Below are 25,824 nucleotides of genomic sequence, written 5' to 3'. Positions count from 1 at the left end.
TGCATCATGCAGAGGGGAATTTTTCCGGCAAATTACTTACCGCCTAAACCTTTTTTCTCCAGTTCTTCTTTAAAGTTGTCACGCGTGATCAATACCACGTCGGTAACTTCGGTAAATTTTGGCGGTTCAACGTCTTTTGCTACCCAGTTGTAAAGCATTTCGCTGGATTTATAGCCATGTACGTCCGGGCTTGGCAGCAGGGAACCGTAGAAGCCGGTTGCCTGTGCCTTAGACAGTTCGCTCACCGCATCCACACCGTTAATACCGATACCGATGATATCGGCCGCTTTAAAGCCCTGACCTTCCGTCGCGCGTACGCCGCCAAGTACGGTGCTGTCGTTCATACCGACGATCAGCCAATGTTTAACTTCCGGATGTTGAACCAGCATTGAGTTGGCAGCGTCAAATGCCCCCGGGATGTCGTTAGATTTGGTAGGTACCTGATAAATTTGTTTTTCCGGGAATCCTGCCGCTTTCAGCGCATCCATAGACCCCGTAGTACGGCGACGAGCCGTATCCAGTTCGTTGGCGGTAATCGCCATCACCGCGCTTTCTTTGACATCCCAGCCCCGTTTCTGCATCTCTTTATACAGTTCCTGGCCCTGACGTTCGCCAATTTTGGTCGCAGCCATCATCACCAGCGGAACGGTATCCATTGGCTTACCTTTGGCGTTAACAAACTGGTCATCCACGGCAATGACTTTCATATCGTAGCCACGCGCTTTCGCCACGATGGCAGAGCCGAGTTTCGGGTCCGGAGTACAAATAACGAAACCTTTCGCGCCACTGGCAGCCAGGCTGTCGATCGCGTTCAATGTTTTTTCGCCATCCGGCACGGCAATCTTAATAACCTCAAACCCTAAATCCTTCCCGGCTTTATCGGCAAACTTCCATTCGGTCTGGAACCACGGCTCTTCCGGTTGCTTCACCAGGAAACCGAGCTTCAGGTTCTCCGCCATAGCGGATTGTGACATAACGGCTGCCAGACCAATGGCTGCCAGGGCTTTAGTAAATTTGTGCATGGTTCTCTCCAGCTTTAGTGTCGTTTTGTGTAGGGCAAAAACGAATGACATTCGTTAAATTAATCGGAAAACAAAGCATTACCTTTTAACTAAAAGATAAGTGACTGTGTTGACATAGTTTTAGCGAGAAATTAATTCTCCATAGGAGAGCAATATCACATCGCAGAATTACAGTGAGAACGTGCATAAATTTAGCGGGAAAAGACATAAGGAAAAGCCAATTTGTCTGACAAATTGTCTAGTGCACAGCAGATTAATCCATAAGATTAGCCTGGAAATCCTTGTTGTCTTTGGTACCCAGCGGGATGTCTTTTTTTTAACCAGTCAATAGGCCACATTACCTGGCGTTGAGTTTTTGCAATGGTGTAATAACCGCAACTCAAAGATGTGGAAAAAGCGCGTCATTCATTTCGCCATTAATTATCACCGTGTTCATTAATTAACAGAACACGTATACTGAGAGCCATATCGCAAAAATGAAAAAACGTTTTAAAAAATCATTGCTTCATCATGAATTCAAATTCACCGATTAATATCAACAAGATACAAAAAGCACTATCATTAAAATTCATTGCAGTTACATTGATTTCATCAATGAAATGTAAAAATATATAAACTTGATGATTTAAGCATTTTCTTATACCCGTTCAGACGTTATTCTTATTTCAGATCATCGTCAGAATTGACTCCACGATCACATTTCGGACCGGCAGAAAGGAATTATTCTGCAAACAGTAATTATGGTGTTTTGATTTATCTTGCACCTCTCCACTTCTGGATATAAGGATATTAGGTATGGCAACCGCTGGAATGCTTCTCAAACTCAACTCTCAAATGAACCGCGAGTTTTACGCATCCAATCTCTACCTTCACCTGAGTAACTGGTGTTCTGAACAGAGTCTGAACGGCACCGCCACTTTCCTTCGCGCCCAGGCACAGAGTAATGTGACCCAAATGATGCGCATGTTTAACTTTATGAAGAGTGTCGGCGCTACTCCCATCGTTAAAGCCATTGATGTTCCCGGTGAAAAACTGAACTCACTGGAAGAACTTTTCCAAAAAACGATGGAAGAATACGAGCAACGTTCAAGCACGCTGGCACAGTTAGCCGATGAAGCTAAAGAACTGAATGATGATTCAACCGTCAATTTCCTGCGCGATCTGGAAAAAGAACAGCAGCATGATGGCCTGTTGCTGCAAACCATTCTTGATGAAGTGCGCAGTGCGAAACTTGCTGGTATGTGCCCTGTGCAGACCGACCAACATGTTCTGAATGTCGTGTCGCATCAGCTGCATTGATCGTCATCGGCGCTAATGCAATTGCGCCGAAGAAGTTTTTGAGAAACCGCTGCCTCATCTTTTTGAAGCAGCGGTTTTTTAATGGGATTCGCCCTGTGGGGTAAACTTGAGTTCAATCAGCGCGATGGCTTTTTGGATTGCCCGCATGGTGACCGGGTCTGCGGCGGCGGGATGGTGAGTAAAGTCGATATTCTTCAGCTGGCTGGACATTTTTTCACGAACTTCAACGGGCGCGATTACATCGAGAACATCCAGAATTTGTTTGATAACCAACTGGCAAGCAACCACATCAGAAACCAGTTCCTGATCGGCATTCAGCGGCTGGGACATCGTAAACTCCTGATAGCATTTTGAAAGCCGTTATAGTAGCGGCTTCACATCTTCAGCGATAGTCACATCCACCGTCATCAGGACACAAAAAACCTGCCGGAGCAGGTTTTTTGTTATCGGAACATATTGCCTGGCGGTACGTCTTTGAACGTCTTGCAATAGTTGTTGAACATACTTTTCAGGATTTTGCGCAGTTTCATCGCGGCACTCCGACCATTTGTTATACAGATGTTATTGTCTTTGCGCTTATAATATGACAACCATCACAAAAATCAATCTTTATGTGATGCAAATCACATAAACACCCCTTTAATGTTATAAAAATGATAATCAAAAAGCAGCTACCCCCTTTCTGACACCTACAGATGGCAAGAAATAGCGCCTGCCAGGCGTCTTTTCCGGCCATTGTCGCAGCGCTGTAACGCGTAAAATACTGCTTTCTTTTACTCTTCTGGCTGGACCATGAGACTTCTGATTCTGACTCTTTCATTAATAACGCTGGCGGGGTGCACAGTTACTCGCCAGGCTCATGTGGGCGAAGTTGACGCGGCAACAGGTATTGTTCGGTTGGTTTATGATCAGGCTTTTTTGCAGCATGCCCGTACCGATCGTTATGTCAGTCGCGGGATCGCCGATCGCGCATGCCAGCAGGAAGGCTATACCCACGCTATCCCCTTTGGTCAGCCAGTAGGCAACTGTAGCCTCTTTGCGGGTTCCTTATGTTTGAATACGGAATTCACTTTGTCATATCAGTGCCATCATTCCGCCTTCCCTGTCTTTCTCTAAATATTTTAATCAGCGAGGGGATCTTCGCTGATTAAAGAAATAGCGGTAATGCGTTTTATTCCCATTCGTATTTTTAATAAATGAAGTTTATATTTTACCTTTTGCAAATAATAAAATAACAAATTATAGTGACGCCACAGCAACAAATATAACCTTTGTGGAGCACTATCATGCTGAAACCAGAAATGATTGAAAAACTTAATGAGCAGATGAACCTGGAACTGTACTCTTCACTGCTTTATCAGCAAATGAGCGCCTGGTGCAGCTATCATACCTTCGAAGGTGCTGCCGCGTTCCTGCGCCGCCACGCCCAGGAAGAGATGACGCATATGCAGCGTCTGTTTGATTATCTGACTGATACCGGCAATTTACCGCGTATTAATACCGTTGAATCTCCGTTTGCTGAATATTCCTCACTTGATGAATTATTCCAGGAAACCTATAAACACGAACAATTAATCACGCAGAAAATTAACGAACTGGCTCATGCTGCAATGACCAATCAGGACTACCCAACTTTTAATTTCCTGCAATGGTATGTTTCTGAGCAGCATGAAGAAGAGAAACTGTTCAAATCGATTATTGATAAATTAAGCCTGGCAGGCAAAAGCGGCGAAGGTTTGTATTTTATCGACAAAGAACTCTCTACCCTCGACACACAAAACTAATGTTCTCCGGCGGCAGGTTTACTGCCGCCGTTTCAAATCAGTGACGGCAAATCTTACTCTGATCGGTCGAAAAACCTTCTTCCGAAGGTATAAATTTGCCTTTTGCTGCCAGAAACGCTACCAGCTCTCCCGCTGTCATCCCTTCTGCCGAGCAAGTGTGAAAACGTGCCTGTTCACCAAAACGCGCTTTAATCGCAGCTTCCAGACTGGCATGCGTATATTGCTCACCTGATTCAATCATCATATTTAACACTTCATGACCGTGAATAGAGTCCATCGTTCCTCCTCGAAAAAAGGCTAGCGTAGCGATTGCCGCTTACCAAGACTTTGCGCCAGCGCAGGACTGAACGCATTTTATTGTACATTTATATTTACACCATATGTAACGCCGGTTTGACGAAGCAGCCGTTATGCCTTAACCTGCGCCGCAGATATCACTCATAAAGATCGTCAGGACAGAAGAAAGCGTGAAAAACAGAACTCTGGGAAGTGTTTTTATCGTGGCGGGAACCACAATTGGCGCAGGCATGCTGGCAATGCCGCTGGCTGCGGCAGGTGTTGGTTTTAGCGTCACGTTAATCTTGTTGATTGGGCTTTGGGCGTTGATGTGCTACACGGCGCTATTACTGCTGGAGGTGTACCAGCATGTCCCGGCAGATACCGGCCTGGGCACGCTGGCAAAACGCTATCTGGGACGCTACGGTCAGTGGCTGACGGGCTTCAGTATGATGTTCTTAATGTATGCTCTAACTGCGGCATACATCAGCGGTGCCGGTGAATTGTTGGCCTCCAGCATCAGCGACTGGACAGGTATTTCAATGTCGGCAACCGCTGGCGTGCTGTTGTTCACTTTTGTTGCCGGTGGCGTGGTTTGTGTCGGGACATCGCTGGTCGATTTGTTTAACCGTTTTCTGTTCAGCGCCAAGATTATTTTTCTGGTGGTAATGCTGGTACTACTGCTGCCGCATATTCACAAAGTGAATCTTTTAACCCTGCCGTTGCAACAGGGGCTGGCTCTGTCAGCAATCCCGGTGATTTTTACCTCATTTGGTTTTCACGGTAGCGTGCCGAGTATTGTCAGCTATATGGATGGCAACGTTCGTAAGCTACGCTGGGTGTTTATAACCGGTAGTGCGATCCCCCTGGTGGCATATATTTTCTGGCAGGTGGCAACGCTTGGCAGCATTGATTCAACAACCTTTATGGGATTGCTGGCTAATCATGCTGGATTAAACGGGCTGTTACAGGCGTTACGCGAAATGGTGGCCTCTCCGCATGTTGAGCTGGCAGTGCATTTATTTGCTGATTTAGCCCTCGCCACGTCATTTCTCGGCGTTGCGTTAGGCTTATTTGATTATCTGGCTGATTTATTTCAGCGTTCAAATACCGTTGGTGGACGGTTGCAAACTGGTGCAATTACCTTTCTGCCGCCGTTGGCGTTTGCACTGTTTTATCCACGAGGATTTGTGATGGCGCTGGGTTACGCCGGTGTGGCGCTGGCGGTACTGGCATTGATTATCCCTTCGCTGTTGACCTGGCAAAGCAGGAAGCACAATCCTCAGGCGGGTTACCGGGTGAAAGGTGGTCGTCCGGCGCTGGTGGTGGTGTTTCTCTGTGGTATTGCTGTGATTGGCGTGCAATTTTTGATTGCGGCAGGCTTGTTACCAGAAGTGGGGTGATTAGATTCTTATTGGGTGCCAGAATTAACGCTGACACCCAATGTGACCTCTTAATGCAGGCAGCACTGCTTAAATTTCTTACCACTGCCACACGGACAAGGATCGTTACGCCCCGGTTTCTCTTCTGCTTTGATCGGTTGCTGAACAGCTTTTTCCTGCGGATGCGCCATCCAGTATGCATGTAAATCAAGCGCCGCCAGCCGAATAGCATCTACGCTCTCTTCAAACGCTTCTGGCGACATCTTCTCTACCCGCTCGAAGTTTTCCTCAGTACCGTGCAGCGCAATCGCATCCAGCGCTGGTTTTAACGAATCGGGCAACGTTGACCAGTCAGAAAGTGCCACGCCCCGCATATAGCCAAAGCACCACTCCTCAACAATCGTCAGCTCGCTGCCATCGACTTCTCGCAAGCCGAATAACGGCTCAAACTGCTCCGGGAATTCGTTCAGACGCTCTGCGGTATCGGCCATATGCTGAAAAGCCAGGTTCATAAAGCGCGTCATCTCTTTCTCTGACGCCCAGCGCGGCACATAGTCAGCCCCACCCCACACGGCAACCAGCCACTGTGCCGGTTCAATCTCTTGCGGAGAACTCAACACCGCCGTCAATAAACCGTCCAGCTCCGCCACATCAAGAATGGCGTGGTCAGTGTTGTATTTGGTCAGAATATCGTCCAGCCATTCCAACTCACTTTCGTTTAACGGTCCCGTTTTCATACGCTTTTCCTTGTGGATCTCAACTCGCCAGCACCTATCTTACATGCCGGTCCGTATCAGAGATACTTTTTGAGTGGCTTTGCCGGTGATTAAAAATTAAGGAGGGTGTAACGACAAGTTGCAGGCACAAAAAAACCACCCGAAGGTGGTTTCACGACACTGCTTATTGCTTTGATTTTATTCTTATCTTTCCCATGGTACCCGGAGCGGGACTTGAACCCGCACAGCGCGAACGCCGAGGGATTTTAAATCCCTTGTGTCTACCGATTCCACCATCCGGGCTCGGGAAAAAAGTGGAGGCGCGTTCCGGAGTCGAACCGGACTAGACGGATTTGCAATCCGCTACATAACCGCTTTGTTAACGCGCCAAATTCTTCAGGCCTTTCAGCCAGACATCCGCTTGACGCCGATGTCTTTTAAACTGGAGCGGGAAACGAGACTCGAACTCGCGACCCCGACCTTGGCAAGGTCGTGCTCTACCAACTGAGCTATTCCCGCATTCATCAAGCAATCAGTTAATCACTTGATTTTATTATCGTCTGGCAATCAGTGCCGCCGTTCGATGCGTTGCATTCTACTTACCTGGCGCGATGAGTCAACGATATTTTTCACCACTTTTGATCGTTTGCTGAAAATTGCGCCGAAACGATCACTGATCAAGCAAATCTGCACGCGCAGCGCTCAAATATTGCAACATTGACCACAGAGTCAGTACCGCAGCCACAAAGAAAAGTGCAATACCGGCGTACTCAACCCAAATGTTCGGACGCCACAGCAGCCAGGCCAGCGCCACCATCTGGGCAGTTGTTTTCACTTTCCCAATCCAGGAGACAGCCACGCTACTGCGTTTACCCAACTCCGCCATCCATTCGCGTAGCGCAGAAATAATAATTTCACGGGCGATCATCGTTGCCGCCGGTAAGGTCACCCACCAGCTGTGATAATGCTCGGTTACCAGCACCATGGCGATAGCCACGAGAACTTTATCTGCGACAGGGTCAAGGAAAGCACCAAACCGGGTACTCTGGTTCCAGCGGCGTGCCAGAAAACCATCGAACCAGTCAGTCACCGCCGCGACGCAGAAAATGAGCGCGGCGGCAAACGGCGACCAGGTGACAGGCAGATAAAAGACCAATACAAAGAATGGGATAAGGATGACACGGAACAGTGTAAGCAACGTAGGGATATTAAATTGCATAATGACGGGTAACTATCTGTTGTCAGTAAGATTACCCCTATGTTGCTACAGAGACATCAATGTTTCAACGACCAGAAGATCTTTTCTGCCAGACCTTGCGAAATACCCGGCACTTTTGCAATTTCCTCAACGCTGGCGTTACGTAAACCTTGCAAACCGCCCATATATTTCAACAACATTTGCCGACGTTTTGGCCCGACGCCTTCAATGGTTTCCAGGGAACTGGTATTTTTGACCTTCGCCCGTTTCTTACGGTGCCCACCAATCGCGTGATCGTGAGATTCATCGCGTATATGCTGGATAACATGCAGCGCGGGAGAATCTGGCGGCAAACTGAATCCCTCACCTTCCGGCTCAAAGAACAGCGTTTCCAGCCCAGCCTTACGATCTGCACCTTTGGCAACGCCAAGTAGCAGCGGATGATTTTTATCCCATGAGACATCCAGTTCGGCGAAGACATTTTTCGCCTGCGCAAGCTGGCCTTTGCCGCCGTCGATAAGGATCACATCCGGGATCTTACTGTCGTCAATGGCTTTACCATAACGCCGACGCAGCACCTGATTCATCGCCGCATAATCATCGCCCGGCGTGATGCCAGTAATGTTATAGCGCCGATACTCCGCACGCAGCGGGCCGTTAGCATCAAACACCACACAGGAAGCGACGGTTTGTTCACCCATGGTATGGCTGATGTCAAAGCACTCCATCCGCTTCACTTCCGGTAATTTCAACACGCTGGCAAGCGCGGTCAGTCGCTGGTGAACGGTAGATTGCTGCGAAAGTTTGCTGGTTAAGGCCGTCGCCGCATTGGTGCGCGCGAGTTTCAGATAACGCGCCCTATCGCCGCGAGGTTTGGTTTGAACATTAATCTTGCGTCCTGCCAGTTCTGAAAGGGAATCGGCGAGCAGCGTTTTATCGCTAAGATTAAAATCGAGCAGGATCTCACCCGGTAAGGTGCGCATCTGGCTGCCTTGTAAATAGAACTGACCTACGAAGGTTTCCACCACCTCGCTCAGTTCCGTACCGCCAGGCACTTTCGGGAAATAGCTACGGCTGCCGAGCACTTTGCCCTGACGAATGAACAATACGTGGACACAAGCCATGCCCGCATCGAACGCCACACCAATAACGTCAAGGTCGTCGCCGGTATTGGACACAAACTGTTTTTCGGTGACGCGTCGCACCGCCTGAATTTGGTCGCGAATACGTGCCGCTTCTTCAAACTCCAGATTCTGGCTGGCAGTTTCCATACGGCTAATGAGTTGCGTAAGCACCTGATCATCTTTGCCAGACAAAAACAGGCGCACATACTCGACCTGCTGAGCGTATTCTTCTTCACTCACCAGTCCTTCAACGCACGGTCCCAGACAGCGCCCTATCTGATATTGCAGACACGGACGCGAGCGATTGCGATAAACACTATTTTCGCACTGGCGAATGGGAAAAATCTTTTGCAGTAGCGCCAGTGTTTCACGTACGGCATAGCCATTCGGGAACGGGCCGAAATATTCACCTTTGGCATGCTTCGCTCCACGATGCATAGCCAGACGCGGGTGAGTATCGCCACTCAGGAAGATAAAGGGATAAGATTTATCATCGCGTAGCAAAACGTTGTAACGCGGCTGATAGAGTTTGATGTAGTTGTGTTCCAGCAACAGCGCTTCGGTTTCTGTATGAGTAACCGTTACATCAATTTGCTGGATCTGGGCGACCAGCGCTTCGGTTTTGCGCGAAGCGAGGTTGCTACGGAAATAGCTGGAAAGCCGTTTTTTCAGGTCTTTCGCTTTGCCGACATAGATAACCGTACCACCAGCATCGTACATGCGATAAACGCCTGGCTGGCTGGTTACGGTTTTTAAAAACGCTTTTGCGTCAAACTGATCACTCACTGACTTGATAATGTCTCCGCATTACACAGACCATGGCGAATTGCCAGGTGAGTCAGCTCAACATCGCCATGAATGTTTAGTTTACTGAACATACGATAGCGGTAGCTGTTCACCGTTTTCGGACTGAGATTGAGCTGTTCTGAGATCTCATTGACCTTCTGGCCCTTAGTGATCATCAGCATAATCTGCAATTCACGTTCAGACAAACTGGCAAATGGACTTTCTGTTTTTTCTGGTTCGATCTGGCTTAATGCCATTTGTTGAGCGATGTCAGAAGCAATGTAACGCTGCCCAGAATAGACAGAACGAATCGCACTCACGACTTCCTGCGGAGCCGCGCCTTTGCTGAGGTAGCCAGCAGCACCGGCCTGCATGACTTTCGCTGGTAAAGGGTTTTCTGTATGGACAGTAAGCATGATGATTTTGACATCAGCTGTGGAACGCGCGATTTTACGCGTTGCCTCAAGGCCGCCAATGCCCGGCATACTCATGTCCATTAGCACCACGTCAACGGCATTTGCCCGGCACCACTTAACGGCGTCTTCACCGCACGATGCCTCACCGACGACTTTTATACCCTTTATATCTTCCAGAATGCGTCGTATCCCTGCGCGCACCAGTTCGTGGTCATCAACAAGTAGAACGTTGATCAAAGGAATATCTCCAGAAATAGGGATAACGCTACTGATAGTTAGTCATTCGTATATTAGCGGTTTTTATTGCAACTTTGAAACGTTAAAAATGGTGGGTATTCGATTTTTCTCTCGTTTTTGTAAATTCGATTGTCCACAGTTATGGTCACGCCCGTCACCAACGGCTCCGGGATCGTTTCACAGTAAGCCCTGCGATGAAATGTGACAAAAATTGACTTTATTCAGCAAAAATGAAAATCAGCCCGCTGAATATGTAACATTAATTAACCCGAACAATACGGGCAAAAAACATTCATGATAAAAATATTTATTGGTCATTATATTAACACATTTAATAGCACCGTTGACGGCACGCTCAAAAAACAACCACTGCTATTTTTAGCAAAGCTTATGGTATACTCCGCCGCCTTAACATTTTTCACCGCAAATTTTCATTGCAACATGACGAGGAAAATAAATGAGTACGCCTGATTTTTCTACTGCCGAGAATAATCAAGAACTGGCAAATGAAGTCTCCTGCCTGAAAGCGATGCTGACGCTGATGCTGCAGGCGATGGGACAAGCTGACGCGGGCCGCGTGATGTTAAAGATGGAAAAACAGCTTGCGCTGATCGAAGACGAAACCCAGGCTGCAGTATTTTCCAAAACGGTTAAGCAAATTAAACAAGCCTACCGTCAGTAATATAAAACCGGCTGAGAGCGTGTCTTTCAGCCGGTTTTTGCATCTGGCACGCAGAAAGAAAAGCGATCAAATTAAGCCAGTAGCGGCCGCGTAACAGGCCACTTGGGTCTTATTCGGTGCATTGATTTTTTTCTGCATGTTTTTCTGATGGAAATTGACCGTATTCTCAGAGATTGACAAAATCATCGCTATCTCTGCTGATGTCTTCCCTTCCGCCGTCCATTTCAGAATTTCTTTTTCGCGCTTGCTGAAATTCATCTCTGGCGTCATCACTATTTCATCATTTAAACGCATTAGAGCCATCAGACTTTCGCGCACCAGTAACTGCATTTTTAATTGCAGTTCATCACTAAGAATGGGTATTTCGCGCGTGCTGCAACGGGAAAAGGACAAAAAGCCCAGCGCCCGATTTGGCAGCATTAAATACTGAGTGACACCGCGGCGTAAACCATGTGCGCGCGCAGCTTCCCATAACGGCTGTGCTTCGCTGAATAAGTCATCATTCCACATTAAATGGCCCTGACTAAAGTTTTCAGGGTTCAGCACCGGATCAATTGCGAGAAAATTTTTTGCCTGATAATAACTAACCCACGACTCAGGGTAATTGGTGTAGAAAGCCACTTTAGGTCGCGTGAATGGTACCGGGTGGCGAACACATAACGAATAGTAATCGTACTCCAGCTGCTGAGCCTGAAGCTCTATTTCATGGTAGACCTCTTCTGCGGCCTCCATCCTCTGAAAACGCAACAGCATCGTGCGAAGCCAGCTGAAAAAATCCGTATCCTGCATAGTAAACCGCAACGCCCCTGAGAGTGAGTATCATTTATAATGATAATTCAAACTATCACATAAATAAGATTTATATATAATTTATATTATTCAGGCAATGAATTACTTTTGCAAGCCATCGCATTCTCTTATGTTATTAATGAGTTATGCTGATTTGTTAAGCAGTTTTATCACGTTTGAAGTGGCGCACCGCCCCGACTGGTGAATCGTCGGGGCTGATTTTTTCTTATTATTGCAGCAGAAACTTCTCGAGGAACTGGCGGGTGCGAGGCTGCTGAGGATCGGCAAATAACGCTTTTGCTACCCCCTGCTCGACTATCCGCCCCTGGTCCATAAAAATCGCCCGGTCCGCAACATCCCGGGCAAAGCTCATTTCGTGCGTCACAATCACCATCGTGCGCTTTTCCTGCGCCAGCTGACGAATGGTGTTCAGGACTTCGCCCACCAGCTCTGGATCCAGCGCCGACGTTGGCTCATCAAACAAAATCACTTCAGGACGCATTGCCAGAGCACGCGCAATCGCAACGCGCTGCTGTTGACCGCCAGACAAACGACGTGGATAACTGGTTTCTTTACCGGCCAGCCCAACTTTCGCCAGCAGCTCGCGAGCGCGCGCCGTGGCCTCTTCTTTCGGTTCGCCTTTGACGATCACCGGCCCTTCAATAATGTTTTCCAGCACCGTACGATGTGGAAACAAATTAAAGTTCTGGAAGACAAACCCGACGTGTTGACGCAACTGGCGAATCAGCGATTTTTGCTGACTTAATGAACGTGCAGTATCAATAGTGATATCGCCAACGGTGATGGTTCCCGCTTCCGGTTGTTCCAGCAGATTTATGCTGCGTAGCAACGTGGTTTTACCGGAACCACTCGGACCGATAATTGCCACTACTTCGCCAGGCTTTACCTCGAGGTCGATACCGTGCAGCACCGTCTGACCGTGGAATTTTTTCACCAGGTTCTTAACTTCAATGGCACTCATTTGGGTTCCCTCTCCTGGCGATTAAGTTGATTCTCAAAATGGTTCTGCAACGTCGATAACACAGTCGCCATAATCCAGTAGATGAGCGAAGCCGCCAGATACATGGTGAACACCTCCAGCGTGCGCGAGGTAATCAACTGCGCCTGACGGAACAGCTCCGGCACCTGGATTGTCGCGGCCAGCGACGTATCTTTTACCAGGCTGATAAAGCTGTTCGACAGCGGCGGCAACGCCACCCGCGCCGCCTGTGGCAAAATCGCGCGACGCATGGTCTGCCACGGCGTCATACCAATACTGGCAGCAGCTTCCCACTGACCTTTATCAATAGAAGAAATGGCGGCACGCAGCGTTTCGGCAGCATAGGCGGCAGTGTTTAGCGACAGACCAATCATTGCTGACGGAATGGGATCTAGTTCGATGCCAAACTGCGGCAAGCCGTAATAGATCATAAACAGTTGTGCGATGAGTGGCGTACCACGAAAAATAGAGATATAAAAACGCGCCAGCCAGCGCACGGGCCAGATTGGCGAAAGGCGCATCAGCGCGAGAATAAACCCTAGCAGTAAGCCAAAAAACATACCGCCGATACTGAGTTGCAGCGTATACCCAGCCCCTTTCAGCAGGAACGGCAAGGAATCAATAACCAGTTGTATACTTTCTTGCATGAGCATTTCCGGAGCTAAACGTGGGGATGATAGGCGAACAGCGCAGGCGCGCCGCCGGTATGAATAAACAGAATCGGCCCTTCATCTTTGAAGCGTTTCTGACTGATACCGTCAATCAGCCCCGCCATCGCTTTTCCGGTATACACAGGATCAAGCAGAATGCCTTCCAGCCGCGCCAGCAATTTCACTGCTTCCATGCCTTCGTCGTTCGGCACGCCGTAGCCAGGTGCAAAATAGTCATCCCAGAGTAAAATTTCCGCTGATGCGGTCAGCTCCAGTTCTTTCGCAATCGCCTGTTGGAGGTTAACCACTTTCGGCAATTGATCGGCAACAGAACGCGACACGGTCACGCCAATCAGCTCGCTTTCAGGCATCAGGTGTTCCAGCCCAACAGCCAGTCCGGCGTGAGTTCCGGCACTGCCCGATGCGACCACCACCGACGAAATATTAACCGCCCCTTCACACTGTTGCGCGATTTCCAGCGCACTCTCCACATAACCCAGCGCGCCCAAAGCATTAGAACCGCCAACCGGAATGACATACGGGCGAAAACCTTGTGCTTCGACTCGCGTCGCCAGCTCTTCCAGTTGGGCATTGGGATCGGTCAGTGCGTCGCACATTTCAATCTGGGTATTGAACAGATCCAGCAACAAACGATTGCCGTTGGTTAAATAGTTTTCTGCGGTTGTGCCAATAGGATTTTCCAGCAGCGCCACGCAGTGCAGACCGAGTTTCGCAGCGACTGCGGCAGTCTGGCGCACATGGTTAGACTGGATCGCCCCGGCAGTAATCAGCGTATCGGCACCTTCGCGCAGGGCATCTGCCGCGAGAAATTCCAGCTTACGTAATTTATTGCCGCCCATTGCCATGGGGGTGACGTCATCCCGTTTGATGAAAATTTCCCGTCCAAGATAATCAGAAAAGCGCGGCAGATATTCGAGCGGCGTTGGCGCGCCGATAAACTCCAGCCGTGGAAAACGGGTTAAATTATGCAGTGGCATAACAGCCTCCGATGTGTGTTGTTGTGATTTTCTTATTATGCACGCTGAAAACGCGTAAATAAAAAAGGCGCTAGTGAAAGCGCCCTTTTTTGTCATTATGCTGATTATTTGGTCACATCAGCACCAAACCATTTTTCGGAAAGGGCTTGCAAAGTGCCATCTTTTTGCATTTCCGCAATTGCATCATTCACCGCTTTCAGCAGGTCTTCATTTCCTTTACGCAGCGCCACGCCAGACTCCTGACGGGAGAATGCTTCACCGGTTACTGCCAGCGTATCGTTGGTTTTCTTCACCAGATCCAGCGCCGCCAGACGGTCAACGAGGATCGCATCGATACGGCCTACGCGCAGATCCTGATATTTGGTCGGGTCATCATCATAGGTACGCACATCGACGCCCTGAACATTCTGACGCAGCCACTCTTCATAGTTGGTGCCCAGACCGACACCCACTTTTTTGCCTTTCAGATCATCAGCCGTTTTAATGGTGCCTTCGTTACCTTTTTTCACCAGCGCCTGAATACCGGAAATGGTGTACGGGGTAGAGAAATCGTATTTTTTCTTGCGCTCGTCAGAAATGGTGACCTGATTAATCACCACATCAATGCGTTTAGAGTCCAGCGACGCCAGCATACCGTCCCATTTGGTCGGTTTTAGTGACGCCTCAACGCCAAGATGTTTTGCCAGCTGTTGGGCAAATTCCACTTCAAAACCGGTTAATTTGCCGTCATCCCCCTGAAAACTGAACGGCGGATAAGTTCCTTCCAGCCCTACCAGCAGCGTGCCGCGCTCTTTGACTTTATTAAGCAGACCTTCATCTGCAAAACTTTTAACGCTCATACCCGCAACCAGCGCCACGGCCATCACACCCATCAATGCCTGACGTCCCAGATGTGCTAATTTCATATTCACCCCGAATGTTGTTATGTCTGTTTGCAGTGTAGAGCCATTGTTTGTAAACACAAAAACAACTCCGCTACATCTTATTCTTATTTAATATATATCAGAAGCAGGCAGGCTGGAGGATTTCTGCACAAGTCCGGTACACGTTTGACGCTGATAGTGTTGATACTTCCGTAACGCGATGCGGTAATTGTTGGTGCTGGTGGAGGGCAGCCACGGGGCGAGGATTTCATCAAGGAAACCGTCCTGCAGCTGATCGAGGGAAATATTTTGCTCGTGTAGATGATTCCCCAAACGGCGCAGACGAACGACATATTCACGCACCGTACCAGGGCTCATTTCAGTTTGCTCAAAAAGAAATTGCTTAAAGCCGATAATATCGAAAAAATCACTCTGCGTTTTGCAATGTAAATCACCGCAAAATCGGCACAATGCTGCCCATGATTGTTGTTCCACTTGCCAGCCATTTTCATCAAGCAGCGTGTCCAGGCGGGAAATCTCGATTTTATTCACTATTTTGCCGTCGCGAACTAAGGTAATGCGATCGAGTAATTTACGGCAATGCGCGCAATGGGTCTGGCTGTGTTTAAAGTCTTTAAGATAGCGGCTTAATGGCCGTCTTTTCAGGTGCTGCACCATCATTAAGAACTCCTGGTAGTCAAAATTAAAGTGCGGCATTTACTGACGTTATAACTTACCCAGTTTAGTGCGTAACCGTTTAATGGCCTGGCTGTGTAACTGACTGACCCGCGATTCCCCGACCTCCAGCACCGCGCCAATCTCTTTGAGATTCAGCTCTTCCTGGTAATAGAGGGTTAATACCAGTTTTTCGCGCTCCGGCAACGTTTCGATAGCTTCCATCACCCGCTGGCGCAGATTACTGTCCAGCAGTTGTTGTAGCGGGTTTTCTCGCTGATGATCATCAGTAACTAGTTCGATGCTATCGCCGTGCTCTTCGCGCCACTCATCGTAGGAGAAGAGCTGGCTGTTATTGGTGTCGAGCAACATTTGGCGATAATCGGCAATATCGATCCCTAAACGTTCCGCAACCTCAGTTTCCGTGGCGTTGCGGCCAAGTTCCTGCTCCAGTTGCCCTATTGCCTGTGCCACTTCACGCGCGTTGCGTCGCACGCTGCGCGGCACCCAGTCACGGCTGCGAAGTTCATCCAGCATAGCGCCACGGATACGCTGCACTGCGTAAGTTGTAAATGCCGTTCCTTGTAGGGCGTCATAGCGTTCGACGGCATTAAGTAACCCAATGCCGCCCGCCTGTAGCAGATCGTCAAGTTCCACGCTCGCGGGCAGTCGAACCTGCAGGCGCAATGCTTCGTGACGCACCAGCGGGACATAACGCTGCCACAGCGAGTGTTTATCCATTACACCTTCAGCGGTATAGAGTGAATTCACGATAAACAGCCCTGCGTTATATGAGTTATCGGCATGATTATCCGTTTCTGCAGGGTTTTTAATCGGACGATTAGTGGGTGAAATGAGGGGTTATTTGGGGGTTACCGGTAAATTGCGGGCAGAAAAAACCCCGCCGGTGGCGGGGTCAGGCAGGTTAAGGCCATTAGCCTTGTAACAGAGACAGAACTTGCTGCGGTACCTGGTTGGCTTTAGACAGCACGGAGTTACCCGCCTGCTGGATGATCTGTGCTTTCGACATGTTGGACACTTCGGTCGCATAGTCGGCGTCCTGAATACGGGACTGCGCTTCAGACAGGTTGGTAGTGGTGTTGTTCAGGTTGGTGATAGCGGAATCGAGACGGTTCTGCACGGCACCTAGAGAAGAGCGGAATTTGTCGACTGTTGCAATAGCTTTATCCAGAAGCGCCAGCGGATCCTCAGTTGAAGCACCTTCAAATTGCTCAGTCGCAGTTGTAGTTACCTTACCATTAGTATCAGTAACATCACTTAAATTCAGATCAGTTAACTCAAGAGCTGTTGCTCCATTCTTAAGAATGTCTGCCGCATCACCAGCAGAATAGTTTTTGCCTTGAAGTGTGACGAAACCTTGAGCTGCGCCGTCTTTATCTGCTGAAACTTTGATCAGCTGATCTGTTTGCTTGGCATCGTCAACACCGTTCGCATAATCATCATAAGTAACATCAATGGTGTTTAAGGTTACTTTACCTGAAGCGGCATCAACAGAAGCAGCATAGAAGTCTTTACCTGACTGAACAACATAATCAGCTGTTGCCTTACCATCTTTATCAAGGATGTTGTGCAGCGACAGGCTTGACGTATCGGATACACCCAATTTAGTTGCAATTGCTGCAGACTCATCAGTATTACCGAAGTTAACATCAACAGGTTTATCGCCAGCGTCTTGCGGGATAGATGTGATAGCATTGCTGACATTAAGAGAGTTTTTAGAAACTGAGAAGCCATTCAGCCCCAAAGTTGAAGAATCAATTTTCTTCAGATCGATGGAGATAGTTTGACCATCATTCGCACCAACCTGAATTTTCATTGAACCATCTTTGGAAAGAACATTAACGCCGTTGAACTGAGTCTGACCGGATACGCGGTCAATTTCATCGAGACGGGATTTGATTTCGTCCTGGATTGAAGATAGGTCAGAATCAGAGTTAGTACCGGTAGTGGCCTGAACGGTCAGTTCACGAACACGCTGCAAGTTGTTGTTGATTTCAGACAGTGCGCCTTCAGTGGTCTGCGCCAGAGAGATACCGTCGTTGGCGTTACGTGCGGCCTGAGTCAGACCTTTGATGTTAGAAGTGAAGCGGTTAGCAATCGCCTGGCCCGCAGCGTCATCTTTAGCGCTGTTAATGCGCAGACCAGAAGAGAGGCGCTCGATAGAAGTCGACAGCGCAGACTGGTTTTTGTTGATGTTGTTCTGAGTGATCAGCGAGAGGCTGTTGGTATTAATGACTTGTGCCATGATTTCTTTTCCTGTTTTCAAGTCTACGGTTTAAGTATTGGGCTTCCACCCTTCGGCTTCGTCGCCGTCAACCCTGTTATCGTCTGGTCACTCACAACCTTTAGAATTTTTTTCTAGCGGTCGAAATACTCCCCTTCCTCGTTGCTGTTCGTGTCATTAAGCCAAAAAATAAATCGTAAACTTTGCCCCGCTTACGCCGATAACCCCGATATTCGTTCTATACGTCGCATGATTAAGGAATCTATATGGCTAGTATTTCAACGCTTGGGGTTGGGTCGGGGCTGGACTTAAGCAGCATCCTTGACAGTCTGGAGGCGGCAGAAAAATCTACCCTGACGCCGATATCAAAACAGCAAAGCTCTTATACCGCGAAACTGAGCGCCTACGGGACGCTGAAAAGCGCACTAGAGAGCTTCCAGACAGCCAACACAGCACTGAATAAAGCCGATTTATTTACCGCCACCTCAACCACCAGCAGTTCATCGGCTTTCAGCGCCACCACCACGGGCAGCGCGATTGCCGGGAAATACACCATTAGCGTTAGCCAACTGGCGCAGGCACAGACGCTGACCACCCAAAATAGTCAAAAAGACAGTAAAGCTGCCATCGCCACCAGCGATAGCGTACTAACCATCCAGCAAGGTGGCGGTAAAGATCCGGTCACGATTGATATCAGCGCGGCTAACTCGTCACTTTCCGGCATTCGCGATGCCATTAACAACGCCAAAGCTGGTGTCAGCGCCAGTATCATCCATGTGGGTAACGGCGAGTATCGTCTGTCCATCACTGCTAACGATACGGGCAGCGATAACGCTATGAAACTTAGCGTCAGCGGCGACAGCGCCCTGGAAAGTTTTATGGGTTACAACGGAACGTCGGGTGATAGCAGCAATGGCATGATTGAAAGCGTCACTGCGCAAAACGCCAAACTGACAGTCAATAACGTTGAGATTGAAAACAGCAGTAACACTATCAGCGACGCGCTGGAAGATATCACCCTCAACCTGAATGACGTCACCACCGGTAATCAGACACTGACCATCAGTAAAGACACATCCAAAGCTGAAAATGCGGTTAAAACGTGGGTGGATGCCTATAACTCATTGCAGGATACGTTCAGCAGCTTAACCAAATACACCGCTGTCGATGCCGGAGCAGAGAGTCAGGACTCCAGCAATGGCGCATTACTCGGTGACTCCACACTGCGTACCATCCAGACTCAGCTTAAAACCTTGCTCGCCAATACTCACAGCAGTTCAAACTATAAAACGCTGGCACAGATTGGCATTACCAGCGATGCCAGTACCGGCAAGCTGGAAATCGCGACCGACAAACTGCAAACGGCGCTAAAAAAAGATGCCGCTGGCATCAGTGAAATGTTTATAGGTGACGGTAAAAGTACAGGGGTAACCACCGGCATTAGTAGCAACCTAACCAGTTGGCTCTCTTCCACCGGGATAATCCAGGCCGCAAAAGATGGCGTCAGCAAAACGCTGAATAATTTGACCGACCAGTACAACGCAGCCAGTGAGCGTATCGATACCTTAATGACGCGCTATAAAGCCCAGTTCACCCAATTAGATGTGTTAATGAACTCGCTTAACTCCACCAGTAGCTATCTGACACAGCAATTCGACACCTCAAATAGCAACTCGAAATAATCTTCAGGAGAAACTATGTACGCGGCAAAAGGCACCCAGGCCTATGCACAAATTGGCGTCGAAAGCGCCGTAATGAGCGCCAGCCAACAGCAGCTGGTCACCATGCTATTTGATGGAGTGCTGAGCGCACTGGTTAGAGCGCGCCTGTTTATGCAGGACAACAATCAGCAAGGCAAAGGCGTCTCTTTATCAAAAGCGATCAACATCATTGAGAACGGGCTGCGGGTGAGTCTTGATGAAGAGAGCAAAGACGAATTAACCCAAAACTTGATTGCTCTTTATAGCTATATGGTCAGGCGTTTGCTGCAAGCCAATTTACGCAACGATGTCTCCGCAGTCGAAGAAGTGGAAGCATTAATGCGCAATATTGCCGATGCCTGGAAAGAGTCTTTACTCTCCCCTTCTTTGATTCAGGACCCAGTCTGATGAACCACGCACCGCATTTGTATTTCGCCTGGCAACAACTCGTCGAAAAAAGCCAGCTCATGTTACGCCTGGCAACGGAAGAACAATGGGACGAACTCATCGCCAGCGAAATGGCGTATGTGAATGCGGTGCAGGAGATTGCACATCTGACTGAAGAGATTGACCCGTCCATCACGATGCAGGAGCAGCTCCGCCCGATGCTGCTCCTGATTCTCGATAACGAAAGCAAGGTAAAGCAGTTATTACAGATTCGGATGGATGAACTGGCGAAACTGGTCGGTCAGTCATCGGTGCAAAAATCGGTGTTAAGTGCCTATGGCGATCAGGGCGGCTTTGTGCTGGCTCCGCAAGATAACTTCTCGTGAATCTTAACGAGCTAATGGCTCGCGAATAATCCGATTACGGCTACGCTTCTAATGTTCCCCTTGAATGGAGTCGAAGAATGCGTAATCCCACGCTGTTACAATGTTTTCACTGGTATTACCCGGAAGGCGGTAAGCTCTGGCCTGAACTGGCCGAGCGCGCCGACGGTTTTAATGATATTGGTATCAATATGGTCTGGTTGCCGCCCGCCTATAAAGGCGCATCGGGCGGGTATTCGGTCGGCTACGACTCCTATGATTTATTTGATTTAGGTGAGTTTGATCAGAAAGGCAGCATCCCTACTAAATATGGCGATAAAGCACAACTGCTGGCCGCCATTGACGCCCTGAAACGTAATGACATTGCGGTGCTGTTGGACGTGGTAGTCAACCACAAAATGGGGGCGGATGAAAAAGAAGCTATTCGCGTGCAACGTGTAAATGCTGACGATCGTACGCAAATTGACGAAGAAATCATTGAGTGCGAAGGCTGGACGCGTTACACCTTCCCCGCGCGTGCCGGGCAATACTCGCAGTTTATCTGGGATTTTAAATGTTTTAGCGGTATCGACCATATCGAAAACCCTGATGAAGATGGCATTTTTAAAATTGTTAACGACTACACCGGCGAAGGCTGGAACGATCAGGTTGATGATGAACTCGGTAATTTCGATTACCTGATGGGCGAGAATATCGATTTCCGCAATCATGCCGTGACGGAAGAGATTAAATACTGGGCGCGCTGGGTGATGGAACAAACGCAATGCGACGGCTTTCGTCTTGATGCGGTCAAACATATTCCGGCATGGTTTTATAAAGAGTGGATCGAACACGTACAGGAAGTTGCGCCAAAGCTGCTGTTTATTGTGGCTGAATACTGGTCGCATGAAGTCGATAAACTGCAAACGTATATTGATCAGGTGGAAGGCAAAACCATGCTGTTTGATGCGCCGCTGCAGATGAAATTCCATGAAGCATCGCGCATGGGGCGCGACTACGACATGACGCAGATTTTCACGGGTACATTAGTGGAAGCCGATCCTTTCCACGCCGTAACCCTCGTTGCCAACCACGACACCCAACCGTTGCAAGCCCTCGAAGCCCCCGTCGAACCGTGGTTTAAACCGCTGGCGTATGCCTTAATTTTGTTGCGGGAAAATGGCGTTCCTTCGGTGTTCTATCCTGACCTCTATGGTGCACATTACGAAGATATCGGCGGTGACGGGCAAACCTATCCGATAGATATGCCAATAATCGAACAGCTTGATGAGTTAATTCTCGCCCGTCAGCGTTTCGCCCACGGTGTACAGACGTTATTTTTCGACCATCCGAACTGCATTGCCTTTAGCCGCAGTGGCACTGACGAATATCCCGGCTGCGTGGTGGTCATGTCGAACGGGGATGATGGCGAAAAAACCATTCATCTGGGAGAGAATTACGGCAATAAAACCTGGCGTGATTTTCTGGGGAACCGGCAAGAGAGCGTAGTAACCGACGAAAACGGCGAAGCGACCTTCTTTTGCAACGGCGGCAGCGTCAGCGTGTGGGTTATCGAAGAGGTGATTTAAATTCATCCCCGGCGGCAAGCCGGGGAGATTTCATTACGGCAATGGCGTCGGTAACGGCGCTTTATCCAGCGCAGCGGCACACTCTGCCGTCGGGCGATCCACACGCTCCATCGTCATACCATCGTACTCAATGGTGTTACCGTCACGCTCAACCTCGTACAGCTCACGTTTTACGGTAACGTTAGTGAGATCATCAGACATCAATGTCAACTTACCCGGCACAGCAATCACCCGCTGCCACTGACGGCAATCCAGAGTATCGCCCTCTTTAGTGACAATCAGGCTGCCTATCGCTTCCGGACTGACCAGCGCACGTTGCGGCCCTTTGGTCTGCCAGTAGCCCGCCAGCCAGTCCGGCGCGGGGGTTTTCACGACATTGTTATAGTTTTCGACTTCGGCACAGCCCGCCAGCAACATGAGCGCGCCTGCAATTGCGAGTTTTTTCATCATTCGTCCTGCATGAGAAGAAAAGAGGATTGTGGCATTAAAGCCCTGATGTCGCCAGCCTTTCCAGGTTCAGAGAGAAATTTGATCTAACCATTATTTTTGTGAATTATTACCCCGAAAATAAATTTGCATGGTGTATGATTCGCGACTCTTGTTTCAAACCTTCTGAGTTCAGAGGCTACATTCATGTCATGGCAGCAATTCAAACACGCCTGGTTGATCAAATTCTGGGCGCCCATCCCCGCGGTCATCGCGGCGGGTATTCTCTCCACTTACTACTTTGGCATCACTGGCACCTTTTGGGCTGTCACGGGTGAATTTACCCGTTGGGGCGGTCAGCTCCTGCAGCTGTTCGGCGTCCATGCTGAAGAGTGGGGTTATTTTAAAATTATCCATCTGGAAGGATCGCCATTAACCCGCATCGACGGCATGATGATCCTCGGTATGTTTGGCGGCTGCTTTGCTGCAGCGCTGTGGGCCAACAATATCAAACTACGCATGCCGCGCAGCCGTATCCGCATTATGCAGGCCATCATTGGCGGCATTATCGCTGGTTTTGGCGCGCGTCTGGCAATGGGCTGTAACCTGGCGGCGTTCTTTACCGGTATTCCTCAGTTCTCGCTGCATGCCTGGTTCTTTGCCATCGCCACTGCCATTGGTTCATGGTTTGGCGCGCGCTTTACCCTGCTGCCCATCTTCCGTATTCCCGTGAAAATGCAGAAAGTTTCTGCCGCCTCACCGCTGACGCAAAAACCGGATCAGGCGCGGCGTCGTTTTCGTCTCGGGATGCTGGTCTTTTTCGGCATGCTGGGCTGGGCGCTGCTCACGGCGATGAACCAACCCAAACTGGGGCTGGCAATGCTGTTTGGCGTCGGCTTTGGTTTACTGATTGAACGTGCGCAAATCTGCTTTACTTCGGCGTTCCGCGATATGTGGATCACCGGACGTACCCACATGGCGAAAGCAATCATTATTGGTATGGCGGTGAGTGCCATCGGGATCTTCAGTTACGTACAGTTAGGTGTTGAACCCAAAATCATGTGGGCGGGACCAAACGCGGTAATTGGTGGTTTACTGTTTGGTTTTGGCATCGTGCTGGCAGGCGGCTGCGAAACCGGTTGGATGTACCGCGCGGTAGAAGGTCAGGTGCACTACTGGTGGGTCGGTCTGGGCAATGTGATCGGCTCAACCATTCTGGCGTATTACTGGGATGATTTCGCTCCGGCGCTGGCCACCGACTGGGACAAAATCAACCTGCTGAAAACCTTTGGCCCGATGGGTGGCCTGCTGGTGACATATTTGCTGTTGTTTACTGCGCTGATGTTGATTATCGGCTGGGAAAAACGCTTCTTCCGCCGTGCGGCACCGCAGACTGCTAAGGAGATCGCATGAAAAATATCATTCCTGATTACCGTCTTGATATGGTGGGTGAACCCTGCCCTTATCCGGCAGTCGCAACCCTTGAGGCGATGCCGCAGTTAAAAAAAGGTGAGATCCTGGAAGTGGTGAGCGACTGTCCGCAGTCGATCAATAATATTCCACTGGATGCTCGTAATCACGGCTATACGGTGCTGGATATTCAGCAAGACGGGCCGACCATTCGTTATTTAATTCAGAAGTAATCCCTCATTCCCGCTGTGGCCAACAGCGGGAATATCGTTGCCTCTGTACCACATAGATTTTACCCGCCCCCTCTCCTATTCTTTTCAGTGTGCTCTCAGGAGGTTGCTATGTGTGGACGCTTTGCCCAATCCCAAACGCGTGAAGATTACCTTGCGCTTCTCGCGGAAGATATTGAACGCGATATTCCCTATGATCCCGAACCCATTGGCAGATACAACGTCGCGCCGGGAACCAAAGTTCTTCTGCTCAGTGAACGTGATGAACACCTTCATCTGGATCCGGTTTTCTGGGGATATGCTCCCGGATGGTGGGATAAACCGCCGCTGATTAACGCCCGCGTAGAAACTGCGGCCACCAGTCGTATGTTTAAACCGCTCTGGCAACATGGTCGGGCAATCTGTTTTGCCGATGGCTGGTTTGAGTGGAAAAAAGAAGGCGACAAAAAACAGCCTTATTTTATCTATCGTGCTGACGGACAACCTGTTTTTATGGCCGCGATAGGTAGCACACCGTTTGAGCGCGGTGACGAAGCCGAAGGATTTTTAATTGTCACTGCAGCAGCAGACCAGGGTCTGGTAGATATTCATGACCGCCGCCCGCTGGTACTGTCGCCAGAAGCTGCGCGGGAATGGATGCGGCAAGAGATTGGCGGTAAAGAAGCATCAGAAATTGCTACCAACGGCTGTGTGCCAGCAAACCAGTTCACCTGGCACCCGGTATCGCGCGCGGTAGGTAATGTCAAAAACCAGGGCGCGGAGTTAATTCAACCTGTTTGATAAGCCAGGAGACTATTGATCAATAATACTGCGTCATAAGAAATCTCTATTAGACAAAGTAGACGCTCCTTCCACATGCGCCACAAGAAACCTCTATTCCAGAGACACAATTACGCCTGATTATTTCCCTAGCCCGGAATATGAATAAAAACATCAACAAAGATTAAATTATTCAAACGTTACTGTTGCGTCTGCGGTCGTAACAACATCCGACGTGGTGATGTGTATCAAATGAGGCCTCTGATGATCAGAGGGTTTATCGCGTATACGGATCGTGGATGGCAGAAAACTTTCAGAATCAGGTTTCCATTTTAAACCAGAAATTGAGTGAGTTTGCCCCATCCATGCCCCACGCGGTGAGATCGGATGTAATTAACAACAGGTTACAAAACCTACACCTGCATGCTCATCACTTCCTGATACGCCGCCACCAGCTTATTACGCACCTGAATCCCCATTTGCATAGAAACTGAGGCTTTTTGCATATCGGTCATCACATCGTTTAACGCCACGCCGGGTTCACCGAGAGTGAATTTTTCTGCCTGCGTGCGGGCAGCTGTTTGTGTATCACTAATGCGATCGAGCGCGGCGTGCAGCTGCCCGGCAAAACTAATGGTCGGTTGCGGCAGTGATTCCTGCGCACGCGCACTCATCGCCGTAGCCTGTAACTGGCTGATAACCCCTTCAATCCCCTGTATCGCTGACATTCTCGTCTCCCGGATAATTTCTGGTAGCAAAGCCTACCAGTAAGTCAATAAGACAAAGGCGCTAAATAACAACAAAAAAACGGGTTTATTG

General features: G+C 49.1%; 31 protein-coding genes and 3 tRNA genes. 13 read left to right on the top strand and 21 right to left on the bottom strand.

The window, feature by feature from the left end; genetic code table 11:
• Window positions 1-32: 32 nt before the first annotated feature.
• Window positions 33-1,022, bottom strand: a complete 990-nt coding sequence (araF, locus tag ACJHX3_RS00515; RefSeq protein ID WP_000548675.1) for an arabinose ABC transporter substrate-binding protein AraF — start codon at window positions 1,020-1,022, stop codon at window positions 33-35.
• A 795-nt stretch (window positions 1,023-1,817) separates the two neighbouring features.
• On the opposite strand from araF, the gene ACJHX3_RS00510 reads away from it, so the two are divergent.
• The gene (locus tag ACJHX3_RS00510; protein ID WP_000179469.1) at window positions 1,818-2,321 is read left to right on the top strand and encodes a non-heme ferritin-like protein; all 504 of its coding nucleotides are present in this window, start codon (window positions 1,818-1,820) and stop codon (window positions 2,319-2,321) included.
• Window positions 2,322-2,399: 78 nt separating this feature from the next.
• On the opposite strand, the gene yecJ is transcribed toward ACJHX3_RS00510, so the two are convergent.
• Both yecJ and azuC read right to left on the bottom strand, forming a co-directional pair.
• The gene (yecJ, locus tag ACJHX3_RS00505) at window positions 2,400-2,651 is read right to left on the bottom strand and encodes a DUF2766 family protein YecJ (RefSeq protein WP_000082120.1); all 252 of its coding nucleotides are present in this window, start codon (window positions 2,649-2,651) and stop codon (window positions 2,400-2,402) included.
• Between the two features lie 113 nt (window positions 2,652-2,764).
• Entirely contained in the window at window positions 2,765-2,851 is an 87-nt protein-coding gene (gene azuC, locus ACJHX3_RS00500) for a stress response protein AzuC (RefSeq protein ID WP_010723106.1), read from the bottom strand.
• Window positions 2,852-3,113: 262 nt separating this feature from the next.
• Between azuC and ACJHX3_RS00495 the strand changes: the two genes are divergently transcribed.
• Window positions 3,114-3,437, top strand: coding sequence for a YecR-like lipofamily protein (locus ACJHX3_RS00495; RefSeq protein ID WP_001237859.1), 324 nt, complete (start codon window positions 3,114-3,116; stop codon window positions 3,435-3,437).
• Window positions 3,438-3,607: 170 nt separating this feature from the next.
• Window positions 3,608-4,105, top strand: a complete 498-nt coding sequence (gene ftnA / locus ACJHX3_RS00490; RefSeq protein ID WP_000917208.1) for a non-heme ferritin — start codon at window positions 3,608-3,610, stop codon at window positions 4,103-4,105.
• 37 nt (window positions 4,106-4,142) lie between these two features.
• Here the strand turns inward: ftnA and ACJHX3_RS00485 are convergent, their stop codons facing one another.
• A complete protein-coding gene (locus tag ACJHX3_RS00485) occupies window positions 4,143-4,382 on the bottom strand; it encodes a YecH family metal-binding protein (protein ID WP_000377224.1) in 240 nt (79 codons plus the stop codon).
• Window positions 4,383-4,572: 190 nt separating this feature from the next.
• Here ACJHX3_RS00485 and tyrP point away from each other — a divergent pair, with 190 nt between their 5' ends.
• A complete protein-coding gene (gene tyrP / locus ACJHX3_RS00480) occupies window positions 4,573-5,784 on the top strand; it encodes a tyrosine transporter TyrP (RefSeq protein ID WP_000797573.1) in 1,212 nt (403 codons plus the stop codon).
• Window positions 5,785-5,834: 50 nt separating this feature from the next.
• On the opposite strand, the gene yecA is transcribed toward tyrP, so the two are convergent.
• The 7 genes from yecA to uvrY form a co-directional block, all read right to left on the bottom strand.
• A complete protein-coding gene (gene yecA / locus ACJHX3_RS00475; RefSeq protein ID WP_000847877.1) occupies window positions 5,835-6,500 on the bottom strand; it encodes a UPF0149 family protein YecA in 666 nt (221 codons plus the stop codon).
• 195 nt (window positions 6,501-6,695) lie between these two features.
• A tRNA-Leu gene (locus ACJHX3_RS00470) sits at window positions 6,696-6,782 on the bottom strand.
• A 12-nt stretch (window positions 6,783-6,794) separates the two neighbouring features.
• Window positions 6,795-6,868 (bottom strand) — tRNA-Cys (locus tag ACJHX3_RS00465).
• A gap of 54 nt (window positions 6,869-6,922) precedes the next feature.
• Window positions 6,923-6,998: transfer RNA gene (locus tag ACJHX3_RS00460), tRNA-Gly, on the bottom strand.
• 151 nt (window positions 6,999-7,149) lie between these two features.
• Window positions 7,150-7,698, bottom strand: a complete 549-nt coding sequence (gene pgsA / locus ACJHX3_RS00455) for a CDP-diacylglycerol--glycerol-3-phosphate 3-phosphatidyltransferase (RefSeq protein WP_001160187.1) — start codon at window positions 7,696-7,698, stop codon at window positions 7,150-7,152.
• A gap of 56 nt (window positions 7,699-7,754) precedes the next feature.
• Window positions 7,755-9,587: an excinuclease ABC subunit UvrC gene (uvrC, locus tag ACJHX3_RS00450; RefSeq protein ID WP_001283421.1), complete on the bottom strand. Its 1,833-nt coding sequence runs from the start codon at window positions 9,585-9,587 to the stop codon at window positions 7,755-7,757.
• Window positions 9,584-10,240, bottom strand: a complete 657-nt coding sequence (gene uvrY, locus ACJHX3_RS00445) for a UvrY/SirA/GacA family response regulator transcription factor (RefSeq protein WP_000611328.1) — start codon at window positions 10,238-10,240, stop codon at window positions 9,584-9,586. The genes uvrC and uvrY overlap by 4 nt, the downstream gene beginning before the upstream one ends.
• A 294-nt stretch (window positions 10,241-10,534) precedes the next feature.
• Between uvrY and yecU the strand changes: the two genes are divergently transcribed.
• Together yecU and yecF are read left to right on the top strand one after the other, a co-directional pair.
• Complete coding sequence (gene yecU, locus ACJHX3_RS00440) at window positions 10,535-10,711, top strand: protein YecU (protein WP_032245964.1); 177 nt, start codon at window positions 10,535-10,537, stop codon at window positions 10,709-10,711.
• On the top strand, window positions 10,698-10,922 hold the full coding sequence (gene yecF / locus ACJHX3_RS00435) for a DUF2594 family protein YecF (protein WP_000106474.1): 225 nt from the start codon (window positions 10,698-10,700) through the stop codon (window positions 10,920-10,922). The genes yecU and yecF overlap by 14 nt, the downstream gene beginning before the upstream one ends.
• A 66-nt stretch (window positions 10,923-10,988) precedes the next feature.
• Here yecF and sdiA read toward each other — a convergent pair whose 3' ends face one another.
• The 8 genes from sdiA to ACJHX3_RS00395 all read right to left on the bottom strand — a co-directional run bounded on the left by sdiA (window position 10,989) and on the right by ACJHX3_RS00395 (window position 18,163).
• Window positions 10,989-11,711, bottom strand: coding sequence for a transcriptional regulator SdiA (gene sdiA / locus ACJHX3_RS00430; RefSeq protein ID WP_001154255.1), 723 nt, complete (start codon window positions 11,709-11,711; stop codon window positions 10,989-10,991).
• 229 nt (window positions 11,712-11,940) lie between these two features.
• Window positions 11,941-12,693, bottom strand: a complete 753-nt coding sequence (tcyN, locus tag ACJHX3_RS00425) for an L-cystine ABC transporter ATP-binding protein TcyN (RefSeq protein WP_001273000.1) — start codon at window positions 12,691-12,693, stop codon at window positions 11,941-11,943.
• Window positions 12,690-13,358, bottom strand: coding sequence for a cystine ABC transporter permease (gene tcyL, locus ACJHX3_RS00420; RefSeq protein WP_001158220.1), 669 nt, complete (start codon window positions 13,356-13,358; stop codon window positions 12,690-12,692). Before tcyL ends, tcyN begins: the two co-directional genes overlap by 4 nt.
• 14 nt (window positions 13,359-13,372) lie before the next feature.
• The gene (dcyD, locus tag ACJHX3_RS00415; RefSeq protein ID WP_001128215.1) at window positions 13,373-14,359 is read right to left on the bottom strand and encodes a D-cysteine desulfhydrase; all 987 of its coding nucleotides are present in this window, start codon (window positions 14,357-14,359) and stop codon (window positions 13,373-13,375) included.
• A gap of 104 nt (window positions 14,360-14,463) precedes the next feature.
• Complete coding sequence (tcyJ, locus tag ACJHX3_RS00410; protein WP_001296168.1) at window positions 14,464-15,264, bottom strand: cystine ABC transporter substrate-binding protein; 801 nt, start codon at window positions 15,262-15,264, stop codon at window positions 14,464-14,466.
• Window positions 15,265-15,351: 87 nt separating this feature from the next.
• Window positions 15,352-15,903, bottom strand: a complete 552-nt coding sequence (gene fliZ, locus ACJHX3_RS00405) for a flagella biosynthesis regulatory protein FliZ (protein ID WP_001296169.1) — start codon at window positions 15,901-15,903, stop codon at window positions 15,352-15,354.
• A gap of 45 nt (window positions 15,904-15,948) precedes the next feature.
• A complete protein-coding gene (fliA, locus tag ACJHX3_RS00400; protein WP_001087467.1) occupies window positions 15,949-16,668 on the bottom strand; it encodes an RNA polymerase sigma factor FliA in 720 nt (239 codons plus the stop codon).
• 163 nt (window positions 16,669-16,831) lie between these two features.
• A complete protein-coding gene (locus ACJHX3_RS00395; RefSeq protein WP_000079777.1) occupies window positions 16,832-18,163 on the bottom strand; it encodes a FliC/FljB family flagellin in 1,332 nt (443 codons plus the stop codon).
• A 245-nt stretch (window positions 18,164-18,408) separates the two neighbouring features.
• Between ACJHX3_RS00395 and fliD the strand changes: the two genes are divergently transcribed.
• The 4 genes from fliD (at window position 18,409) to amyA (ending at window position 22,180) form a co-directional block, all read left to right on the top strand.
• Window positions 18,409-19,824 carry a flagellar filament capping protein FliD gene (fliD, locus tag ACJHX3_RS00390; RefSeq protein WP_000146836.1) on the top strand — a complete coding sequence of 472 codons (1,416 nt, stop codon included), beginning with the start codon at window positions 18,409-18,411 and terminating at the stop codon, window positions 19,822-19,824.
• Between the two features lie 15 nt (window positions 19,825-19,839).
• On the top strand, window positions 19,840-20,250 hold the full coding sequence (gene fliS / locus ACJHX3_RS00385; protein WP_000270663.1) for a flagellar export chaperone FliS: 411 nt from the start codon (window positions 19,840-19,842) through the stop codon (window positions 20,248-20,250).
• Entirely contained in the window at window positions 20,250-20,615 is a 366-nt protein-coding gene (gene fliT, locus ACJHX3_RS00380) for a flagella biosynthesis regulatory protein FliT (RefSeq protein ID WP_061092991.1), read from the top strand. The genes fliS and fliT overlap by 1 nt, the downstream gene beginning before the upstream one ends.
• A 77-nt stretch (window positions 20,616-20,692) precedes the next feature.
• Complete coding sequence (gene amyA, locus ACJHX3_RS00375) at window positions 20,693-22,180, top strand: alpha-amylase (RefSeq protein WP_061092992.1); 1,488 nt, start codon at window positions 20,693-20,695, stop codon at window positions 22,178-22,180.
• A 33-nt stretch (window positions 22,181-22,213) separates the two neighbouring features.
• Here the strand turns inward: amyA and yedD are convergent, their stop codons facing one another.
• A complete protein-coding gene (gene yedD, locus ACJHX3_RS00370; protein ID WP_001295642.1) occupies window positions 22,214-22,627 on the bottom strand; it encodes a lipoprotein YedD in 414 nt (137 codons plus the stop codon).
• Between the two features lie 186 nt (window positions 22,628-22,813).
• On the opposite strand from yedD, the gene yedE reads away from it, so the two are divergent.
• The 3 genes from yedE (at window position 22,814) to ACJHX3_RS00355 (ending at window position 25,026) form a co-directional block, all read left to right on the top strand.
• Window positions 22,814-24,019, top strand: a complete 1,206-nt coding sequence (gene yedE / locus ACJHX3_RS00365) for a selenium metabolism membrane protein YedE/FdhT (RefSeq protein ID WP_061092993.1) — start codon at window positions 22,814-22,816, stop codon at window positions 24,017-24,019.
• Window positions 24,016-24,249 (top strand): sulfurtransferase-like selenium metabolism protein YedF, encoded by a 234-nt coding sequence (yedF, locus tag ACJHX3_RS00360; RefSeq protein ID WP_000789493.1) that lies wholly within the window; start codon window positions 24,016-24,018, stop codon window positions 24,247-24,249. Before yedE ends, yedF begins: the two co-directional genes overlap by 4 nt.
• Window positions 24,250-24,357: 108 nt before the next feature.
• A complete protein-coding gene (locus ACJHX3_RS00355; protein WP_000334608.1) occupies window positions 24,358-25,026 on the top strand; it encodes an SOS response-associated peptidase in 669 nt (222 codons plus the stop codon).
• Between the two features lie 392 nt (window positions 25,027-25,418).
• On the opposite strand, the gene fliE is transcribed toward ACJHX3_RS00355, so the two are convergent.
• Window positions 25,419-25,733, bottom strand: a complete 315-nt coding sequence (gene fliE, locus ACJHX3_RS00350; protein ID WP_001274299.1) for a flagellar hook-basal body complex protein FliE — start codon at window positions 25,731-25,733, stop codon at window positions 25,419-25,421.
• Between the last annotated feature and the right edge of the window lie 91 nt (window positions 25,734-25,824).

Origin of the sequence: Escherichia sp. WS1265 (assembly GCF_046487585.1) — a bacterium.
GTDB classification, from domain to species: domain Bacteria; phylum Pseudomonadota; class Gammaproteobacteria; order Enterobacterales; family Enterobacteriaceae; genus Escherichia; species Escherichia coli.
This window is presented reverse-complemented; position numbering and strand designations above follow the sequence as displayed.

What these genes read in the sequence shown, in the direction of transcription:
- araF (WP_000548675.1), bottom strand. Translation starts at nt 1,022, where the DNA reads ATGCACAAATTTACTAAAGCCCTGGCAGCCATTGGTCTGGCAGCCGTT.
- ACJHX3_RS00510 (WP_000179469.1), top strand. Translation starts at nt 1,818, where the DNA reads ATGGCAACCGCTGGAATGCTTCTCAAACTCAACTCTCAAATGAACCGC.
- yecJ (WP_000082120.1), bottom strand. Translation starts at nt 2,651, where the DNA reads ATGTCCCAGCCGCTGAATGCCGATCAGGAACTGGTTTCTGATGTGGTT.
- azuC (WP_010723106.1), bottom strand. Translation starts at nt 2,851, where the DNA reads ATGAAACTGCGCAAAATCCTGAAAAGTATGTTCAACAACTATTGCAAG.
- ACJHX3_RS00495 (WP_001237859.1), top strand. Translation starts at nt 3,114, where the DNA reads ATGAGACTTCTGATTCTGACTCTTTCATTAATAACGCTGGCGGGGTGC.
- ftnA (WP_000917208.1), top strand. Translation starts at nt 3,608, where the DNA reads ATGCTGAAACCAGAAATGATTGAAAAACTTAATGAGCAGATGAACCTG.
- ACJHX3_RS00485 (WP_000377224.1), bottom strand. Translation starts at nt 4,382, where the DNA reads ATGGACTCTATTCACGGTCATGAAGTGTTAAATATGATGATTGAATCA.
- yecA (WP_000847877.1), bottom strand. Translation starts at nt 6,500, where the DNA reads ATGAAAACGGGACCGTTAAACGAAAGTGAGTTGGAATGGCTGGACGAT.
- pgsA (WP_001160187.1), bottom strand. Translation starts at nt 7,698, where the DNA reads ATGCAATTTAATATCCCTACGTTGCTTACACTGTTCCGTGTCATCCTT.
- yecU (WP_032245964.1), top strand. Translation starts at nt 10,535, where the DNA reads ATGATAAAAATATTTATTGGTCATTATATTAACACATTTAATAGCACC.
- yecF (WP_000106474.1), top strand. Translation starts at nt 10,698, where the DNA reads ATGAGTACGCCTGATTTTTCTACTGCCGAGAATAATCAAGAACTGGCA.
- sdiA (WP_001154255.1), bottom strand. Translation starts at nt 11,711, where the DNA reads ATGCAGGATACGGATTTTTTCAGCTGGCTTCGCACGATGCTGTTGCGT.
- tcyN (WP_001273000.1), bottom strand. Translation starts at nt 12,693, where the DNA reads ATGAGTGCCATTGAAGTTAAGAACCTGGTGAAAAAATTCCACGGTCAG.
- tcyL (WP_001158220.1), bottom strand. Translation starts at nt 13,358, where the DNA reads ATGCAAGAAAGTATACAACTGGTTATTGATTCCTTGCCGTTCCTGCTG.
- dcyD (WP_001128215.1), bottom strand. Translation starts at nt 14,359, where the DNA reads ATGCCACTGCATAATTTAACCCGTTTTCCACGGCTGGAGTTTATCGGC.
- tcyJ (WP_001296168.1), bottom strand. Translation starts at nt 15,264, where the DNA reads ATGAAATTAGCACATCTGGGACGTCAGGCATTGATGGGTGTGATGGCC.
- fliZ (WP_001296169.1), bottom strand. Translation starts at nt 15,903, where the DNA reads ATGATGGTGCAGCACCTGAAAAGACGGCCATTAAGCCGCTATCTTAAA.
- ACJHX3_RS00395 (WP_000079777.1), bottom strand. Translation starts at nt 18,163, where the DNA reads ATGGCACAAGTCATTAATACCAACAGCCTCTCGCTGATCACTCAGAAC.
- fliD (WP_000146836.1), top strand. Translation starts at nt 18,409, where the DNA reads ATGGCTAGTATTTCAACGCTTGGGGTTGGGTCGGGGCTGGACTTAAGC.
- fliS (WP_000270663.1), top strand. Translation starts at nt 19,840, where the DNA reads ATGTACGCGGCAAAAGGCACCCAGGCCTATGCACAAATTGGCGTCGAA.
- fliT (WP_061092991.1), top strand. Translation starts at nt 20,250, where the DNA reads ATGAACCACGCACCGCATTTGTATTTCGCCTGGCAACAACTCGTCGAA.
- amyA (WP_061092992.1), top strand. Translation starts at nt 20,693, where the DNA reads ATGCGTAATCCCACGCTGTTACAATGTTTTCACTGGTATTACCCGGAA.
- yedD (WP_001295642.1), bottom strand. Translation starts at nt 22,627, where the DNA reads ATGAAAAAACTCGCAATTGCAGGCGCGCTCATGTTGCTGGCGGGCTGT.
- yedE (WP_061092993.1), top strand. Translation starts at nt 22,814, where the DNA reads ATGTCATGGCAGCAATTCAAACACGCCTGGTTGATCAAATTCTGGGCG.
- yedF (WP_000789493.1), top strand. Translation starts at nt 24,016, where the DNA reads ATGAAAAATATCATTCCTGATTACCGTCTTGATATGGTGGGTGAACCC.
- ACJHX3_RS00355 (WP_000334608.1), top strand. Translation starts at nt 24,358, where the DNA reads ATGTGTGGACGCTTTGCCCAATCCCAAACGCGTGAAGATTACCTTGCG.
- fliE (WP_001274299.1), bottom strand. Translation starts at nt 25,733, where the DNA reads ATGTCAGCGATACAGGGGATTGAAGGGGTTATCAGCCAGTTACAGGCT.